General features: G+C 55.5%; 11 protein-coding genes and 2 pseudogenes. 3 read left to right on the top strand and 10 right to left on the bottom strand.

Annotated elements, in window-relative coordinates:
* Positions 1-427: 427 nt before the first annotated feature.
* The 3 genes and pseudogenes from KQI11_RS07705 to KQI11_RS07700 form a co-directional block, all read right to left on the bottom strand.
* Entirely contained in the window at positions 428-2251 is a 1824-nt protein-coding gene (locus KQI11_RS07705) for a DUF927 domain-containing protein (RefSeq protein ID WP_216401701.1), read from the bottom strand.
* Positions 2252-2561: 310 nt separating this feature from the next.
* A pseudogene (locus tag KQI11_RS13510) lies at positions 2562-2819 on the bottom strand (CHC2 zinc finger domain-containing protein); the annotation flags it as partial.
* Between the two features lie 1052 nt (positions 2820-3871).
* On the bottom strand, positions 3872-4348 hold the full coding sequence (locus KQI11_RS07700) for a GNAT family N-acetyltransferase (RefSeq protein ID WP_216401726.1): 477 nt from the start codon (positions 4346-4348) through the stop codon (positions 3872-3874).
* A 473-nt stretch (positions 4349-4821) separates the two neighbouring features.
* Between KQI11_RS07700 and KQI11_RS07695 the strand changes: the two genes are divergently transcribed.
* The 3 genes and pseudogenes from KQI11_RS07695 (at position 4822) to KQI11_RS07685 (ending at position 7037) form a co-directional block, all read left to right on the top strand.
* Positions 4822-5448: a super-infection exclusion protein B gene (locus KQI11_RS07695; RefSeq protein ID WP_185914979.1), complete on the top strand. Its 627-nt coding sequence runs from the start codon at positions 4822-4824 to the stop codon at positions 5446-5448.
* Between the two features lie 265 nt (positions 5449-5713).
* Positions 5714-5884 (top strand): annotated as a pseudogene (locus tag KQI11_RS13505) (SOS response-associated peptidase family protein); the annotation flags it as partial.
* Positions 5885-5948: 64 nt separating this feature from the next.
* The gene (locus KQI11_RS07685; protein WP_216401700.1) at positions 5949-7037 is read left to right on the top strand and encodes a FliH/SctL family protein; all 1089 of its coding nucleotides are present in this window, start codon (positions 5949-5951) and stop codon (positions 7035-7037) included.
* A gap of 84 nt (positions 7038-7121) precedes the next feature.
* Here KQI11_RS07685 and KQI11_RS07680 read toward each other — a convergent pair whose 3' ends face one another.
* From KQI11_RS07680 to KQI11_RS07650, 7 genes are read right to left on the bottom strand one after another with little or no spacing between them, the layout of a single operon-like run.
* On the bottom strand, positions 7122-13142 hold the full coding sequence (locus KQI11_RS07680; RefSeq protein WP_216401699.1) for an LPD3 domain-containing protein: 6021 nt from the start codon (positions 13140-13142) through the stop codon (positions 7122-7124).
* 13 nt (positions 13143-13155) lie between these two features.
* Positions 13156-13947 (bottom strand): hypothetical protein, encoded by a 792-nt coding sequence (locus KQI11_RS07675; protein ID WP_216401698.1) that lies wholly within the window; start codon positions 13945-13947, stop codon positions 13156-13158.
* Between the two features lie 56 nt (positions 13948-14003).
* A complete protein-coding gene (locus tag KQI11_RS07670; RefSeq protein WP_353653943.1) occupies positions 14004-14441 on the bottom strand; it encodes a phage holin family protein in 438 nt (145 codons plus the stop codon).
* Between the two features lie 21 nt (positions 14442-14462).
* Positions 14463-15467, bottom strand: a complete 1005-nt coding sequence (locus tag KQI11_RS07665; RefSeq protein ID WP_216401696.1) for a LysM peptidoglycan-binding domain-containing protein — start codon at positions 15465-15467, stop codon at positions 14463-14465.
* A gap of 12 nt (positions 15468-15479) precedes the next feature.
* Positions 15480-15764 (bottom strand): hypothetical protein, encoded by a 285-nt coding sequence (locus KQI11_RS07660; protein WP_185916838.1) that lies wholly within the window; start codon positions 15762-15764, stop codon positions 15480-15482.
* 16 nt (positions 15765-15780) lie between these two features.
* Complete coding sequence (locus KQI11_RS07655; RefSeq protein WP_208076098.1) at positions 15781-16293, bottom strand: hypothetical protein; 513 nt, start codon at positions 16291-16293, stop codon at positions 15781-15783.
* A gap of 13 nt (positions 16294-16306) precedes the next feature.
* Complete coding sequence (locus KQI11_RS07650; RefSeq protein ID WP_216401695.1) at positions 16307-17107, bottom strand: hypothetical protein; 801 nt, start codon at positions 17105-17107, stop codon at positions 16307-16309.
* Between the last annotated feature and the right edge of the window lie 9 nt (positions 17108-17116).

Raw genomic sequence — 17116 nt, 5'->3', positions numbered from 1 at the left:
AGGTGCCACCCTGTGCCACCTCTCCTCGCACCCCGTTTTTGGCTTCCCCATCCCCTTTTTGGCCCCCCGTGCAACTGTGCCACCTCTTTTTCTCCCCTATAGGGGATATTTCTTTTCCCCCCAGCCTTCCCAAAGTCAGTCTCGCCCCCTGCGCAAATTTTCCTCTCCACAAGAGGACCCCCTCTATTTCCTCGCACAACTCGCACGGTGGCACAGACCCGCTCGCCCGACCGGCGGCAGCCTGCCCCCAGCCCTTCCCCCTTCGGCGGCTCCGCCTCTCCCCCAGGGCCCAGCCGCAGCCGCCCCGCCACAGGGGCCGCCCCGCCGCCCCCTCTGACAGCAACGCCCCATATCCCCCCTCTTTTGGCAGCAAGTCCATCCTCTCTCCCCAGCCCACAACCCGGCCGACACCCGCTCCGCTCGCCCTTTAAACCGCCTCCCCCGCCCCGTCGTCCTCCTCTCCGGGCAGCCGCAGCGCCACGCAGTGGCAGGGGGCGTGGTTGATCCGCCGGGTCAGGGTGAACCCCTTTCCCGGCCGCACATCGATCCGCCCGGCCTGGCGGGCCCAGCTCAAAAAGGCGCGGGGGTCGTAGCCCGCCTCCCGGCAGATGCGGTCGAAGGCGCTGCGCACCATGTAGACCCGCCCCGGCTCCAGGGCGCCCCAGACCTCGGTCTGTTCGCTCTCGCCGCAGAAGCGGTGGCGGTTTTGCACCGCGTACTCGCAGAGGTAGTCGTAGCAGCGGCCGTTCTGGTCCACGCTGGCGCGGCTGCGCAGGTGTTCCGCCACCTCCCGCCGCTCCAGGGCCCGCCCGTCGGCAAAGAGCCAGCGGGTCGCCAGCTCGTCGGCGGTCAGCAGCAGGGCCGCCGCCATGGCCTGCTTTTCGGTGGCGTCCCCCTCGCCCAAAGCCGCCCGGTGCCCCTCAAAGAGGGCCGCCGCCTCGGCCAGTCCGGCTTCGTCCAGCCGCTGCACGAACCGCCGCCCCGCGTGGCCGTGGTGCAGCCGCACCGCCGCCGCCACCCGCCGGGGGTCGGCAAAGAGCCGCTCGCCGCACTCCACTTCCAAGATCCGGTTGACCGCCCCCCCGCCGGAAAAGGCGCTGGTGATGGGCATCTCCCCCGAGGTGAGGATGCAGTTGTGCCAGGTGGGCACCCGGTCGGTCCCCCCCTCCCGGGTGCCCCGGGTGCGGCCCACCCCCTCGGCCAGCAGGTAGATGTCCTTGTCAAAGGTCTGCTTGTCCTTGGCGATCTGCAACTCGTCCAAAATCAGGGGCAGGGCGTTGCAGAAGGCCGCCGACCGCTCCCGCCCCACGGCGGTGGGGTTGAAGGTGTGGATGTACCGGCCCATCTCCGGGTCGGCCCAGACGCTGGCGGCCAGCATCAGCCCCACCGTCTTGCCGGTCTCGGTGCCGCCCCAGAGGTGCAAAAAGAAGGGCAGGCAGCCCAGCGGCCCCACCAGCGCGCTGGCAAAGGAGGCCGCCAGCGCCATCCGCGCCGCGATCCCCTCCCCGGCGCGCACCTCCCTGGCAACGGCCAGCCAGCTCTCCCACTCGCCCCGGGTGCGCACGCTCTCGAAAAAGGGGCGAAAGCTCTGGTCCCCGTCAAAGACCAGCTCCTCCACGTAGGGGGAGAACCCCTCCCCCTCGATCCAGCCCAGCCGCCCCACGCTCCGCCGCTCGGGGATCTGCTCGTAGTTGAGCCCCTCGATGTCGTGGAGATAGCGCACCAGGGTCCCCGCCGTCTCCGAGGTCACCGCCACCCCCGCGTTGGCCAGCTCCAAGATCTCCCGGCGGCTGGCCAGGGTCCGCTTCTCGGCGGTGATCTGCCGCCAGCGGCCCCCCTTGCAAAAGGCCAGCACCATCTTCTCCACCCCGGTGTCGATGTTCACCAGCCGCATCACCGGGAGGATGGGGTGGTTGCAGGCCTCCATCTCCCGGTACCCCTCAAAGATCGCCACCCCCTCCCCGTCGGCCCGCCAGGGGCCGGTGGCCAGTTCCAGTGGCTGGCCCGCAAACCGGGTCACCCCCTGGCCGCAGACCGGGGCCAGCAGGGCCCGCTGCTTCTTGGCGTACTCGCCAAAGGTCCTCTTGAACCCGTATACCCGCAGCCGCCGGGCCTGCTCCCCCATCCGCTGGGCCAGCCGCTCCAGCACAAAGGGGTCCCCCGCGAATTGGTAGAGGAATTCGTAGGGGTCCGTCCCCTCCAGGTAGTCCTCCCGGGTGTAATTTGGTATCTGTATGGCCTCGATGTCCATTCGCCTCCCATTTTTCAAATCGCTCGTTTTCCTCCAGCCAGTGCTCCAGGTAGGGCAGCCGGTGGGCCGCCTCCACCCAGTCTTCCGGCAGGGGCGGGGGCTCCCCCTCCCCGCTCCAGGGAGGCGGCTCCCCGGCGCGCAGCCGCAGCTGCCGCACCTCGGCGCAGATGGCCGCCGCCAGGGCCCGGTAGGCCCGCTCCCCCGTCTCTCGCCTCTCCCTCTCCGCCGCCCGCCGACGGGCCGCCTCGGCCGCCTGCCGCCGCGACCGCCCGTCCCCCCGCCCCAGCAACAGCCCCAGGGAAAAATCCTCGTCCAGCCGCACCAGGGCCTGGGGGTAGGCCAGGCCGAAAAGCCCCATCACCAGGTCGATCACCGAGCCCCCCGCCCCGCAGACAAAGCAGTGAAACCGCCGCTGGTCGTAGGCGAAGTTGGGCCCCTCCCCCCCGTGGATGGGGCAGGCGATCCGCCCCCGGGGGGAGGTGGGCAGCCCGTAGCGCCGCAGCGCCTCCGGCAGGCTGATGCGGGCCTTGACCTCCTCCGCCGCGCCCCTCACCGCCAAACCGCTCATTTCATAAACTCCCCTTTTGACACATCTCTTCCCCACCTTTCCCGGGCCGGAAGCAGGGCGCCTTCCCCGCCCCCCCCTGCCGCGGACGCCGGATTTCCCCGCGCAGCGCCGAAACGCCCCGCCCTATGACCACTCTACCACGCAAAACCGGTGCTCTCCGTCCGAGTCAACATGCCCGTGTTCCGCCCCCCGCCAGCGCCCGCTGAGCGGCAGGGCCCCCAAGCAGGGCCTCCCCCGCCCCCACTGCGAACCAGCCGCCCCCTCCGCAGAGGGCGCCCCGCCAGTGCTCCCCGCACACAAAAAAAGCCGGAGCAAGCGATCGAACGCTTGTCCCGGCCCGGGAAGATTGAGTCACTCTCTGAAAAAAGGAAGCCGCCCGGCAGCCTATAAAGGCAAATCCCAGCAAAAGAAAATTCGCCCGAAAGGAGCCCCCCTCGTCGAGAGTTCCCCCGCCCAAGAGAAGCCGCCCCCCTTTCAAGTCCGCCGAAGAACTGCTCCCCCAAGGGCCCCGCACCAAAGGAAAAAAGACCGCCCCACAAGCCGCCGAAACGCCAAAAAGAAACCCACCCGCCCAAAAGGAGAACCCTCGTCGAGAGCTCCCCCGCCCAAAAGAAGCCCCCCTTTCTAACCCGCCGAAGGGCTGCTCCCCCAAGGGCCCCGCACCAAAGAAAAAAGGGCGGCCCACAAGCCGCCGGAACGCCAAAAAGAAACCCACCCGCCCAAAAGGAGAACCTTCCGTCGAGAGCTCCCCCGCCCAAAAGAAGCCCCCCCTTTCTAACCCGCCGAAGGGCCGCTCCCCCAAAGGCCCCGCACCAAAAAAGGGCGGCCCACAAGCCGCCGGAACTGCCAAAAAGATGCCATTTTTATTCGCGAGTACGAGCGCAAAAAGAGCGCTGAACGCAATCGAAATTGGGTCCAGCGCCGCGCTGTGAGGTGTGCCCATCCTGAGCGCCATTGCGTTTTTAAGGGGAACGCGGGGAAATCGGACCCGCACGGCGAACGAGACCATACATCGAACTGCCGAGCATCCCGCCAGATGGGGCATTGTCCCTCTAACACAGATGACGGAGCATGATATACTCCTCATCCTTTTCGTCTACTATTTCAAAGCCAAGCTTTTTGTACATGTTCAGTGCGCCGTTCGCCTTCTGCACCGCCAAGGAAGCTCGCCGGTAGCCCCTTTCTTTCAATTCATCGAGCATCGCCTTCATCAATGCCGTGCCCATGCCTTGACTCCGGTATTCCCTGTAAAGAGAAATCGCAAAAGAGGGTGTTTCATCGTCGATATGCCCATAATCGTCCATCACGCGGACCCATACAGCCCCAACGACCCTGCCGTTCACCTCTGCAACATAGCAAATATCGCTGTCCCTCTCCCCAAAAGCAGATGTGTAGACCTGAAGTTCCGGCCGGTCGATGATTTCCCTTGGCGGCGGTGCGACCCCTTCCGGAACAAATATTGCTTCATACAGAAAATCAGATAACAGCGGTATTTCTGACTGCTTTATCTTTCTGATCGTATGGTCCATAGCCGCCTCGCCCACTTCCAATTTATCAAAATACGGCATGTTGCCATCCCCCTCATGCAGCGCGATTGAAAACACAGAAAAAGACCTATCGTCCCCCAGGGGAAGATAGGTCTTTTGGTGCCGCTGACGAGACTTGAACTAGTTTTGTTTCAAATTCAGAAATTCGATTCGCCAACAAATGGCTTAACTAAAGCATTTCTTGCAGATTCAAAGACAACTAAAATAGAGCAAAAATAGTGTTTCTGGAACAAAAGTGGGTTATAAAGTGGGTTACAAATTCGACTGTTTGTCTGACTCAACTGCCTGCAGGATGCCCACCATGTGTCACCTCCTTCCACAAAGAACGACGGCCCCGCAGAGCTACCATCTTACTGTCCTACACTTCGAGCCAAATTGGCCCAAACAAGATAGATTGTCTAACTTTATCTTTTGATGTATAATATAAACTCAATATATCAATAGGTGGATGAATCATGGATAAATTTGCTGATGTATTAAAAATATTTATAGAAAAACATTTAATTCCGTCAGTTATCTCGATTGCAGGTGCGATATTAACACTTCTTATAGTGCCTGAAGATAACCGGGTAATAGTTAAAATCGGAAAATTATCTGTCGGTATTCTTGCCTTTTGTATCTGTTTTTTGCTTATTCAATTTGTTAAGCTAATAATAAATGGAATAAAAAAGGCTTTTAATAATGCAAGAGAGTTTAATTATCGTATGAAGCAAAATGAAGAGGAAAATCAAGAGGCCATTGAGCGTATAAACGAATTTATTGATCAACTAACACCAGAGGACAAAAATATTCTTATTATGTTTATAAAGAATGGAAACAAGATATTGATTTCTTTTGAACGAATAGGATTTAACGGTTTTAATAGTCTGTTAGATAACACTAAAATCATGAATATCGCTATTTATGACGGTGATATATCCGATATTGATACTACACGCTATTGGATAACTTCTGATTTGCAACAAACACTCAGTCGGGGAATGAGGCCCGTAGGCGGACTTAAACAATATAAATTAAAAGATAGAGTTTTTCACGACTTAGAGATTGTATATAAAACAATGGGCAGGTTAGGAAATTTTTAAGTGGGAGGGGCTCCCTCCCACTTAGCCTTCTACAATTTTTGCAAGCTGTTTGAGTATGTTGTTTATGCATCCCCACAGCCCGGCAATCTCGTCTGGGTACACACCATAGCTGTTGTCGTGGATCGCTACCTGGTTAATATTGTTGAAATGCTGCTTTTGCATGGAGACGAGTCCTCGGACAGACGATAGGTCAACATGAAGGGTATAGCGTCTCACCCTCCCCGTGGAGCGAGTGGATTGAAATCGCGAAAGCGAAGGACAAGAGCAGTATGTCATCCTCACCACTGCCGCCAACCAGTCGGCACACAGCGTTCATCATCGGATGTCGGTCATCATCCCGCACCAACAGATCCCCGTGTGGCTGGGGTCCAGCTTCGAGCAGACCGCAAACTTTCTTTCATCGCAGCAGCCTGAGTTGTCCGCTGTCGCAGTATAGAAAATCAGGAAATATTTGCTTATTTGCCCTTTTCCCAATATAATGAGGGGAGGAGGGGTGCTACATGAAAAAAACTCTGAGTCTTTTTGTAGTGGTTTTTGTACTTTTTGCTTTGATTGTTCCTGCAAGTGCGGCATACAATGTTGACTGGTCTGGGTACGAGCAACCCACGTATAGTGATGGCTTTGAGAAAGGGAAGTCTTTGGGGTACGACAAAGGCTATCGCGAAGGCCACGAAACTGGCTACAATGCTGGCCTTAATATAGGTTTAGAAAAAGGAAAATCTGCTCGCGAAGAAGAATTAAGAAACATACAAAGTCAACTCGGCCTTTATAAAGCCTCTACTGTCGGTCTCTCCGTTCTATCTGTCGCCCTGGCTCTGGGAGGATTTGGATACTACTTCTTCTTTATTAAGAAGAAAAAGGTGGACTTTTCTAAACCTAGGGAAAAAGCAGTGGAGGCGCCGCTTAGTGTCACCAAACCAGTCTCTTCCGAGCTGTTAATCTCCAATTCTATCAAACCTGCTCGAATAGTAAAAGTACGTGTAGCAAAGAAAGCCCCCGTACCCGCTGCCCCACCGATTCGACCTACTATTCCTGTTGCAACACCAGAGCCGGAAACAGAATTAGCTACTGTTTCGACTGTCAAAACAGAACTTTCTAAAAAGCCTGCAAATCCTAAAGAAAGCGTCCCTAGCCTATCGCAAGATGAATATTTTGAGCAGCATATAAAAAACAGTGGCATGAAGTGCGGTTGGATGAAGGTGCTGCGCTCCTCTCTCTGGTTTTGGATGTTGGTTCCGTTCATCTTAGTATCTGGTATATGGAGTTATCTTATTGCTGTATGCCCCGTCCTCCCAACGTTTGAGCCAAATGAAGGATTATATGCCGGATATGAGTTCCTTCGCATAATTCAGGGAGGTGTAAATCTATTTTGTATTTTTACCCTTCCTTCAAAATTTAAAAAGCTGGACAGCACTTTCCTTGGAAGAGGCTTATTCTATATTATTTTCAATATTTTTATGACTCTTATAAGTGCCACTCTTATAGGCAGCATCATTGGAGGGATTGCCTCCGTCGGGATAATTGTTCCTGCATTGTACTATACACCATTTATCATTTACTTTTATAGGCGCAAATCCCTATTTGAATAATTCTCGTCGCACCCTGCGCGGGTGCGTGGGTAAAACAAAACAGCAAAATGCCGCCCCATCCAAAAAGGATGGAGCGGCGTCTTGCTATCTGGACTTTTCGTAGATGGCTTCTGCCTCTGCGCGAGTATAGCCTATGCTCGTAAGAGCGCGAATCTTATTTTCCTTTGCGCTCCCCGAAATGGTTTTGCCAGAGGAATCCTTGTTGCCTGTCACCTTGCTGATGGTTGTAGAGACCAAAGCATATTGGACGATTCCGCCCATCTTGTCAGCCTTCTGTACCGTGTCATCGTCATAGGAAAGGTCCCGCCCAGTGAAAAACTCCTTTCTTGCCTTTTCACCGGCGTATTTGTAGACCTTTTCTACCGCCTGTGCTTTTTGCTGATCGCTCAAGTTTTTGTATCTGCGATCTTCAAACAGCTCTTCCAGCGCTTTGTACGCTGTCTGCCCCATGGTGGTCTGAAAAGTCGTATATTCTTTCGGCGTGAATTGGTAGGTGGTGTTTCCTTGTTGACAAGAGGTAGGAGCAGAACTGGGCAAAACCGTATTTTCAGAGGTAGATCTATAGAGCCGCTCCACCTCTTTGTCTACCGGGGTTTGATTTTTGATGGAAGCATAGCCCGGACTGATAAAGTTCTGCGCAGCTCTGCTGATGATGTTGCCACTCTTCTGCGTTCTCCCCCATCTGTCAACAAAAGGTTCTAGGCCAAAAGTAACGCCGGGGATTTTGGCGGCCATCTTTTTTTCTGTCGCTGCAACCACCTTGGGCACTGGCCCATCTTTCTGCACGTATGTAGAGCGCCGAGTGCCGTCGATAGTTCTCGCCACAGCTCCACCGAGGGAGGGGACTGCCTGAGACACATAATTCGCCACGGCGTTGGTTGCCACGGCGGCTACCGGGTTGCTCTTGTTCGACTGGGCCGACCTGATGGCGCTGTTTATTCCTTGCAGGCAGGTCATCTCGAATACCGGGTCTGTTATTTTGGTGGTCGAATCAACGAAACGGGAGAAGGTATACTTTTCGCCTTTACTCTCCTTTATGCTTTTTTGTAATTCGACCCCTGCAAAGAGAGGAATCACTGCTGGTGCTGCCCAGTCAATCGTGTAGGAGAAATCACCGATCTTCAAGGCGTAGTTCTGCTCGCCTTGCAACCGCTCGAACTCCCCCTCCTTCCCCTCTTCGCCGGCGCCAGAAATCACTCCCATGTGAGAGAGCCAAACCCCTAAAAGCATGATGGCTGTACCGCTCAGACCGGCAGAAATATCGTCGATTACCTGGGCGGTGGTCTTTTTCTTTTTCACGAGGTCATAGCCAAGCTCCCCTAGTCCCTTCATCAATCCAATAGGGCTATATTCGACGCCCCGTTTGAGGATGTTGATTGGTGTCTTTTTAAAAGGCATGACTCCTTCAACAATAACGCTGGCAGCCCAATTCATTTTAGATATTTTGTTCAGGCGGTTTGCCAGCGTACTGGCGTCTCGGTAGGTAGCTTTTTGCGCCTCTGTGATGGCATATTCCCTGGCCCGCTGTAAAGCCGAATTGGCCTCTTTCGTGCCACTCTTCAGGAATTCAGGGGTGTATCCATTGGCCTTGGCATACTGGGCTAAACTGTCGGCATAAGCCCCTTGCAGGAACCATGCGTCCTCCTTTTCCAGCAAGTCAAAGCCGAACTTACGGGTTCGCTCCATAAACTCAGGCCCAAAAATTCTTCTTTTGTCCAGTATTTGTGACTTGGGGTTCATCTTACCTGAACCGGTTATGGCTTCTTCAATTTCCACAAAATCCGATTTGGCAAAGTCTACAAGAGGTCTGTCCTTGGCTTTTAAAATTGCTTTTGTCCTTTCGTCCGTGGGGATTATTGAGAGCCCCTCCAACGCTGCACCAATGACATTCTTGAACTTTCGGACAGGAACAAACATCGCATTCCCTAAGATGTTGCGGACGTGGGTGCGGGGGTTAAACAGCATCGCAAAATATCTGTACGCGTTCCATTTGTCCACCCAAGTGGGAGGGACCTGGTTCGCCACATCCTGCTGTATTTTTTCAGCAGCAGCTTTCGCCTCTGCTGGCGTTTGCGCCCGCAGCAACTCACCCGCCAACTGTTCGTTAATCTCCAGCGTCGGAGCGCGTTTGCCCATTCTCTGGTCGAGGTCTCCCTGCATCCGGTTCACAACCCGCTGCAAGTAGTACAATTGCCCGTCTGGGGTCATTTTTTTGAGTAGGTGGAACGCCTGCACTTCCTGGCCTGCTCGGGTCGCTTCAAGGCACAGTTCCGCCGTCAGCTGCATGGCAAGCTTCGTGTCGCCGGCGGCCGCCGCCTCTGTGTAGAGCTTTTGAGCCAAGGCTATGTCGTCTTTTGTCACCTTTGATTTGTAGGCCTGGGCATCTCTCCACTGATCCAACGCCCCCTCAAACCCCTTCCGCTCCACCGTTTGATCGGCCTTCGCCAGCGAGGTTTTATCCGTCACCACCTCATGGGAGTAGTTACCCATCTCCACCTGTTTTTCGTGAGCGGGAATCATGCTGTCAGGGGTCGCTTCTGCTTCCATTACCGTGCGGGCGTACTGGCTCACCTTGTCTTTCCCGTCGGTGCTCTTGGGCACGTCCACCACCCGCACAGGCTTCTCGCCCGGCGGAATGGTGCCATATTGGTTTTGCATGGCGCTATAACTGCCAGGATTGCTTTCCGCTGCCCCGACAGATCGAGAGCCAAACCCTTGTTTTCCACCCGCCGAATCTGCTATACTGAAAGCAGGAAGCTGGCCTTTACCCGATGCGAGCGCCGCCCGGGCGGTGACATCGTTGTTGCGGGTGGGGGCCTCTTTCGGTATGATGGGCAAGGGGACAAACTTCTTTCGCTTCAAGCCCAGTGGGTCGGTGAAATACTCGATGCCCACCGGGTCGCTTTTCTTGGGTACTGCCTTGAAAACATCAGCTGCCGGGATGCCTTGGGGAAGGTCAGAGAGTTGAGGTGTGGCTGTTTGCGCTGCAGTCCCGTATTTTTTCAGAATATAGTCCTGCAAGCTGCCGCCGTCTTCACTGGTCAAGGACGTGAGCTGAAGGGATTGCTTCCCGTTGACTTCCCCATCAGAATTAGATATACTAATAATAGAGGATGTGTCCGTTCCTCGGCGTGCAGGGTTCTCTTGCACAGTGCCGTTAGCGGATGCATCTTCTATTTGTATAGGGGAAACTTTAACAATGTCATAAAAGATTTCTCGAGTATCAGGATATATTCCTGTCACCACTTCGGCGGAATAATCATTTTTACCCACTCGGATTCTGACATCAGCCCTATTAAAACTTTGAATCTTATCCTTTCTCGCATGTTTAGGTGACTCTTGACGAATATTTTCGGCGACGGCAATGATTTCATCTAGGTTCGCCGCTGCTCGCATCTTATCTTCAAAAGCAGTTCGACTATCTCTTTTAAGGCCAAATGTGCTTTTCGAGCCAGTAAATTCTTTTGCGCTTTTTGAAGTGAGTTCTATCTTCCATCCATCACGCTCAAACCCATTGGGATACCGTTTTTTTAGCTCTGCACGGATGTATTTGAGCTGTTCTCCATCGGGGACCCCTTCCAAAATATCCTCATCAATAACGACAAAAGGGCGGCCTCCTGCGTCGCTGTGAATGCTGAAGTTCCCATCAACCATTCCAGCCTTCCCCCGCAGCATATTGACAAGGGTGCGCTCTGACTCCTCCAGCTGCGCCTTCTGGCTGCCCGTCAACTTGATGGCCGCCTGATTCTTGATTCCCTTGACAAAATCCAACAGGGTGGTCGCCAAGGTGCGATCCTTCTGCACTGCCTGGGTGAGTTTCACAGGGTCGAAAACAAGCTGCTCCGCCAACTTCAACGAGACCTCCTCCTGGATGGCCTCCAGCTGGATTTTGCCGTCCTGTCCGTAAAACTGTCGGCTCACTGGGCTGCCCTCTCCTAAGTAGGTGTCCACCACCGACTTGGCCACCCTACCAAATTCGGGATTGCTGTCTGCCAGCTTTAAAACAGAGTTTTCAAAGCGCTGGTACTTCTGTGCATCCCCCCGGCGGACGCTGTGCCCGATTTCATGAACTGCGGTGTTCATAGCATAGTCGGGGTGGGCCAGGTTGATGGTGATGGTGTCTCCCTGAATCATCCCTCCCACGCCGCTGTCTGGCTGGTAGACATACTGCAGCCCCAACCCTTTACCGGTCACCAGTTTTTCTACACTCTGCAGCTGTACTTCATCGGCTACCTTGGCAGAAACCGCCTGTTGCCGGGCAGCTTTGCTATCTGCGTCGAGAAAATGGCCGGGGTTGACAATCTTGGCCTCCTGAAGCTGCTGGTAATAGCGCCCAGCCTCCAGATTTCCGTATTTCTGTCCCTGGGCTGTTTTTTGGATGGCAGAATCTGCCGATTGGTAGATGTTGCTGTCCGACGGTGCTTGCAGACCTTCCTGCCAAAGTGCTGGAAGGTCACCGCTGTTTTTCAGTCTTTTTCCTGTTCTGGCAGTTTGAATATCGCCAAGAGCAGTGGCAGCAGGCCCCATCACCGCACCCGAAAGAGCACCGCCCGTAAAAGAGGCCGCCGGATTTTTGACAAAAAACTGTGTTGCCGCCATCCTCTCCGCTTCTTCTGCGCTGACTCCTTGCTCCAAGAGAGCGTTCCGGTACTGCACATAGTCCGACTTGTCCCCCATAATGGCAATGTCTGCTACCGTATCTGCGTATTCGGAGATGAGTTCCTCAGAGCCCTCAACTCCCATCTGCTTGACCCATTCCTTGGCCGCCTGCCGAATGCCAGCTTTGCTGCCTTGGCCCTTTAGCCCGAAAAATCGGTCAATGGGCAGCTTTTCGGTCGCCATCTCGACAGCACCGTTGACCAGGCCTATTCCTAAAGCTTGTTCTGCGGTGGCGCCTTTGGCAGCTGCGCTCTGGCTGGCGCTACCGGCCGCTCCTAAGCCAATCAGTGGCAAACTGGCCGCTCCAGCAGGGAGTTTGGCAGCCATCTGGCCCACCGAAAGACCGGTGTTGATGAGCAGTTGCTGCCACCCGGGCTTCCCTTCTGTGAGACCTTCTCGAGTGGCTTCATCGACAACAGCTCCCACGGATAGGGGCGAATAGGCGTCGACCGGCTCATACTCTCCTGTGACCTTGTTCTTGATGTTCTGCCCCACCGTCGGCAAAAAGGAAATCGGGGCCAACACCGCTGAGGAGGCAATATTCTGAGCCACTCCCAGCGCGGGGTTTTCCTGGGCTGTCTCCTTCATTGTCTGGGCCACATAGGCAGACTCTCTCTTGTTCAGTTCACGGTCAAGGAGTTTGAGGTACTCCTGGGCCGCCTTTTTGTCGCCTTTGCCCAGAAAATAGTTGTAGTCCTTGACTTCCTCTTCGGTAAGGTATTTGTACTTTGGTTGGGCGCCCTTGTTGTAGGTCACTGCCACACCCGTGCCGCTGTCAGTCAATTCAGACTGCCCGGTTCGCTTGACGAACTCCACCGGGTTGGCCAGTTCACCAGCCACCTGGAAAGCCCCTTCCCCGCTGTCTAAAGCCTTGCCTTTCCGGGAGTATTCCTCATAGTCTTCGCTTTGCCGAATACTCCGCATCTTAGCCAGCTCATCCCGCTGCTTTGCCTCGTATTCCTCTGTTTTGAGTGAGTTCAAAGTGGCCTTAAACTGTCCTGCCTGCCCGACGTGTTGCCCCGCCTTCTCGGCATGAGGTGCAGCCTCATCTGCAAACCCACCCTGGCGAAGCATGTAGGCCTTTGCCGCGTCCTCATAGGCGCTGGCAATCTGCTTTTCCTTTTCCTCTTTGGCAAAACGCTCCAGGTCTTCTTTCAGGCCGTCTTGGCTCTCTGTGGATGTCTTCGCCTTTTGCTGTTTGCCAATGGAGTAGACCTCTGCTGCCGCGCTCTGGGCATTGATGCTGCCGTCAGGATTTTTGAAAGAATCAACTGATTTCATTTTTGGGGCCACCGGCAAACTGGTATCTATAGGCCCCCCAAATCCAGATTGCCCCATTGCACGAATTTGAGCAGTGTATGCTTTTTGCTTCTCATATCTCTTTTTAGCAAGCCTCAATTCTTTTCTTTTTTCTTCAGAAAGTCCAGAATAGTCAACCTTTATCATGAATTTACTCCTTTTATCTCAAATATTCCGGCACATTCAAAAGTTCTGCAATTTTAATATAGTCATCAGTCGATAAATTGTTCTTCATTTGCTCCAAAACTTCTCCATATGCTCGGTCTTGCCGCTCTCTAATATCAGGCATACTAGTTGCATCTAAGACCTTGTGCTCTTTTGTCTTTTGGGCCAAAAGATCACGGTACTCCTTCTCCAAATCCTCGACTCTAGTTGTCCCAGATTTTGATGAAGAACTACTTCCTCTCGAATAGCTGGCCATACTCCGCTGAAGCGCCTGCTGCTCCTTGCGGATGCGATCCTCTCGTTCCCACTGCTCACGGCGCAGTTGGTCTTCTCTCTCCTGCTGCAGCCGGCGCAATTCATCCTCCCTTACAGCAGCAGCGATCTTTTCATTCCACTTGGAATTGGAGGCGGCAATCTGTTTGCTGGTATCGTAGCCCAAATCCTTGATCTTGGCTTCGATCTCGGCAATCTTCTTGGCTTCATCCAGGTCGGCCGCATTGAGCGAATTGCGCAGCGCCGTGTCCTGGCGAATGCGGGAAGTCTCGGAATAACCCGAACGAGGCTCCTGGTAGACCCCGCCGGCCAGTCCCTTCTGGGCCAATGCCTCGTTGTTCCCAATTGCCGAGAGGCGGGAGTTGGTGTAGGTGTCTCCCCGCAGCTTGTTGGCAGCTTCCTTGATGGGGTCTTTTTGCTGGTTGAGGGTGGCCGTCTGCTGGGCCTGGGCCATCTCGTACATTTTCTTTTCTTCTTCCATTGACTGCTTCAGCTGGTCAATGTAGCTGGACATCTCAATTCCTCCTTATGCCAAAACAGGCCCCGCCAGATGGCAGGGCCCGTCAGTATCTATTCTGCCTCGCCAGCGCTATCGGCTTTGGACTGGAGCACCGAGATGGCGCTCGCAATCACCTTGGGGATGGGCACTCCCATCAAACCCACGTTCTCTACCACCGAGAGCAGTTCGTTGGCCAGGAAAGCCATGGCCGCGCCGTCGCGGATGAAGCTGGTGCCCATCACCAAGTCCAGCCGAGCCGCTAGCAACACCACCAACAGCATGGCCCCCTTACGACAGAGCCCCTTGAACCCTGCACGGCTCTCCAGCGAACCATCTGCCGACTTGCCCGACCGGTGGAACACCCCGGCTACGATCAGCCCGGTCAGGTAGTCGGCCCCCATGACGATGAGCAGGGCTGTGAGCATCTGCGACCATCCTCCCATTGCGGCGGAGATCGCGCCACCTACTGCCCCCACAGTCGCCAGCACCCACGCCTTAATGTGTGTCATCTGTTCCATCTCCTTATCCTCCTACCCGGGAATTTTCAGGGTCTGCCCCGGATAGATGGTATCACCAGACAGGCCGTTGAGGGATTTGATTTCCCCGTACCGTCTGCCGCTGCCCAGCTCTCGGGCGGCGATGGCCCAGAGGCTGTCCCCTTTTCGGACAGTGTAGGTCTTGCCGCTGGCAGGGGCCTGTCCTCCAATTTGAATCACCTGCCCAGGGTAGATGCGGTCGGGATTGGCGATCCCGTTGCGCTCTGCCAGAGCACCCACCGTGGTGCCATAGGCCTGGGCGATCCCCCAGAGGGTGTCGCCTTTTTGAACAGTGTAGGAGACGTTCCCATCCGGTTCAGAGGGAGCGGGCGCAGGGGCTGGAGAGAGCTCGTTTTCTCCGCCCTTTTCCCAGCCGTTGAGGCCGGCGGCCTGGATGATGGCCGGGTAGTCCTTGTAAGCGATGTTGCAATCCACCCGGCCGGCGATACCCGGCACCGTCCCGTCGCTGGTGTACTGCCAGATGCCGCAGGGCAGGCTAGGTTCCTCTACCCCCCAGTGGGCCAGCCAGAAGTCGTATTTGGCCAACTGGTCGGCGTACAGCCGGTTTTTGTACCAATCCCGGTTGGCGTACCACATGGCGTAGAATTCTGCCGCTTCCAGTTCGGCACAGACAGCCCCTACAATGTCGGTGGCCAACTGGCGGCTGATGCCGCCCCGCTTGGCCTTGTAACCGTCGGCGTCCTCCATGTCGATGACGATGGGGCAGCGGGGCTTTTTGCCGCGAAGCAGCCGCAGCAGGTGAGCGGCCTCACTTTTGGCTTCGCCAATGCTCATGGCGTAGCTGTACAGGTAGGCCCCCCAAGGGAGGCTCACAGCCTCACAGCCGGCCACATTGGCCAAAAAGCACTCGTCGTCCTGGCTGGTCCTATCCGAACCATACCCTGCCCGGAGCATAGCGAACTGCACTCCAGAGGATTTGACCTTTTTCCAGTCAATGGCCCCCTGATGTTTAGAAACGTCAATTCCCTTAAATTCCATTCTCTTCTCCTTTCAGCAGTCGATCGCGTCTGCCCATTCAGGCAGTGACTTAATAGACTTATACAGAACTTCCCGCAGATTGCCGTTGACCTGCTCCTCGGTCAGCTCTGCAGTGACGTCCAGGGTGGAGACTGGCGCGCCAGCATTGGCGGCCCGGGTGTCCTCTGTAAGATAGCTGTACAGAGTGGCAGTCACCGTCGCCCCGTTGTCTGGGTGGCAGTGCACCAGCAGCCCGTCAATGCGGTGGTAGCTGGCGGCAGTGCCGTTGTCGTAGGTAATCGTCTTAGATAATGCCATAATTTACTGTCCTCCCTTATTTCCAGCGGCCAATTGCCTGCCAATGCACTGGCACGTCCCGTGCATAGTCGCTGCCATTGGTAATAGACCCCCACCACAAGGTAGCGGTCACGCCTCCCAATTTCGCCGAAAAATGGCTCGTCGTATCCGCCAATGCTGTCAGTGTCACCGACGGACTGCCGACAAAAGACGCCGGGAACAGGACGCTTTGGCCGGTTATGCCAGTGGTACTGTTGGCTGGGATAGACTGACTTGTAACCACGCCATAGGCAATCATTGTCCCATCCGGAAACTTGACCCACGATCCGTTAGAGTTACTGCCACTCTGGATGGCGTCCGCAGCCATCGCCCCCACGTCTTCCATCGTCGGCATCTGCACCAGCTTTCCACTGCCGTCTAATGTCGCAACCCCGCCGGCCGCCCCTTTTTCGCTCGCGGGAATCGCGCCGCCGGCCGCCGACGCAACTTCCTGAAAATTTGCGTTGAGAGGGTCTACCCAATTGGGCTCCCCCTTCACAAAGGTGTGCACTATTTTCCCCTCCTCATTTCACCACCAACAGCAGACTCTGGCTGCCAGTGTTCTGGCAAAAGGCATATCGCCCCCCACCCAGACCATGTATTTCATTCATCCCGCCCCACTGGGGTAGAGTTCGAACTTCTAGTGTTCCGTCAAAATTCTGTTTGATTTCCATCGGTTGGTTCGCCAGGGGCCCGCCTCCGCATGGCCCGTCACCAATACCACCCACCCCGCAAGCGTATTCTGCCAGATAGAGGGTGCAGTCAGCCAGCTTTCCGTCTGCCTCGGCCACCCCTGTCAAGCTCCCGATCTGCTGGGTGGGTTGCTTGGCTTCCAGTGCTTGAATCAGCACAAGCAAGTTTCCTGCCACGTCGCCAGAGAGGATTCCCTGGATGGTTGCCAGCCAGTCTTTCATCTCGTTGGAGGAACGGATTTTGCTGGCTTCTATCCAGGCAAGGAAGTTTGTCAGTTCCAGTTGGGCGCTTTCCTCCAAGCCGCCTATTTCCGTCTGGTAGTTGTCATAGGCCTCCTTGGCCATTGCGGTGTGTCGGGCCAGGAAGGAAAGGAACTCGTTATACTCCTTGTCGCTGCCGGTCTTTTCTCGCAGGTAGGTGAGCACGTCTGAAAGTGCGCCATACTCCGTTCCGATGTTGTCCGCCCCTGCCGCTCCGGTTAGGTCGTCTATCGCCCCGTTGAGGGCAGTCTTGAGCTCCACGGTGGAGTTTGAATCAAACCACTCCTTCAGCTTCTGGGCGCTCATCTTGGGGGTGTCCGCCAGCGCGCTCACCGGCTTTGTAAACCCTGTTATCTTTCTGTCTTTGAGCAATCTCTCACC

The sequence above is a fragment of the Acetanaerobacterium sp. MSJ-12 genome, from assembly GCF_018917875.1.
Classification (GTDB): Bacteria; Bacillota; Clostridia; order Oscillospirales; family Ruminococcaceae; genus Bittarella; species Bittarella massiliensis.
This window is presented reverse-complemented; position numbering and strand designations above follow the sequence as displayed.

Excerpts from the sequence above, each read along its gene's own strand:
- KQI11_RS07705 (WP_216401701.1), bottom strand. The coding sequence starts at position 2,251 with ATGGACATCGAGGCCATACAGATACCAAATTACACCCGGGAGGACTAC.
- KQI11_RS07700 (WP_216401726.1), bottom strand. The coding sequence starts at position 4,348 with ATGGACCATACGATCAGAAAGATAAAGCAGTCAGAAATACCGCTGTTA.
- KQI11_RS07695 (WP_185914979.1), top strand. The coding sequence starts at position 4,822 with ATGGATAAATTTGCTGATGTATTAAAAATATTTATAGAAAAACATTTA.
- KQI11_RS07685 (WP_216401700.1), top strand. The coding sequence starts at position 5,949 with ATGAAAAAAACTCTGAGTCTTTTTGTAGTGGTTTTTGTACTTTTTGCT.
- KQI11_RS07680 (WP_216401699.1), bottom strand. The coding sequence starts at position 13,142 with ATGATAAAGGTTGACTATTCTGGACTTTCTGAAGAAAAAAGAAAAGAA.
- KQI11_RS07675 (WP_216401698.1), bottom strand. The coding sequence starts at position 13,947 with ATGTCCAGCTACATTGACCAGCTGAAGCAGTCAATGGAAGAAGAAAAG.
- KQI11_RS07670 (WP_353653943.1), bottom strand. The coding sequence starts at position 14,441 with ATGACACACATTAAGGCGTGGGTGCTGGCGACTGTGGGGGCAGTAGGT.
- KQI11_RS07665 (WP_216401696.1), bottom strand. The coding sequence starts at position 15,467 with ATGGAATTTAAGGGAATTGACGTTTCTAAACATCAGGGGGCCATTGAC.
- KQI11_RS07660 (WP_185916838.1), bottom strand. The coding sequence starts at position 15,764 with ATGGCATTATCTAAGACGATTACCTACGACAACGGCACTGCCGCCAGC.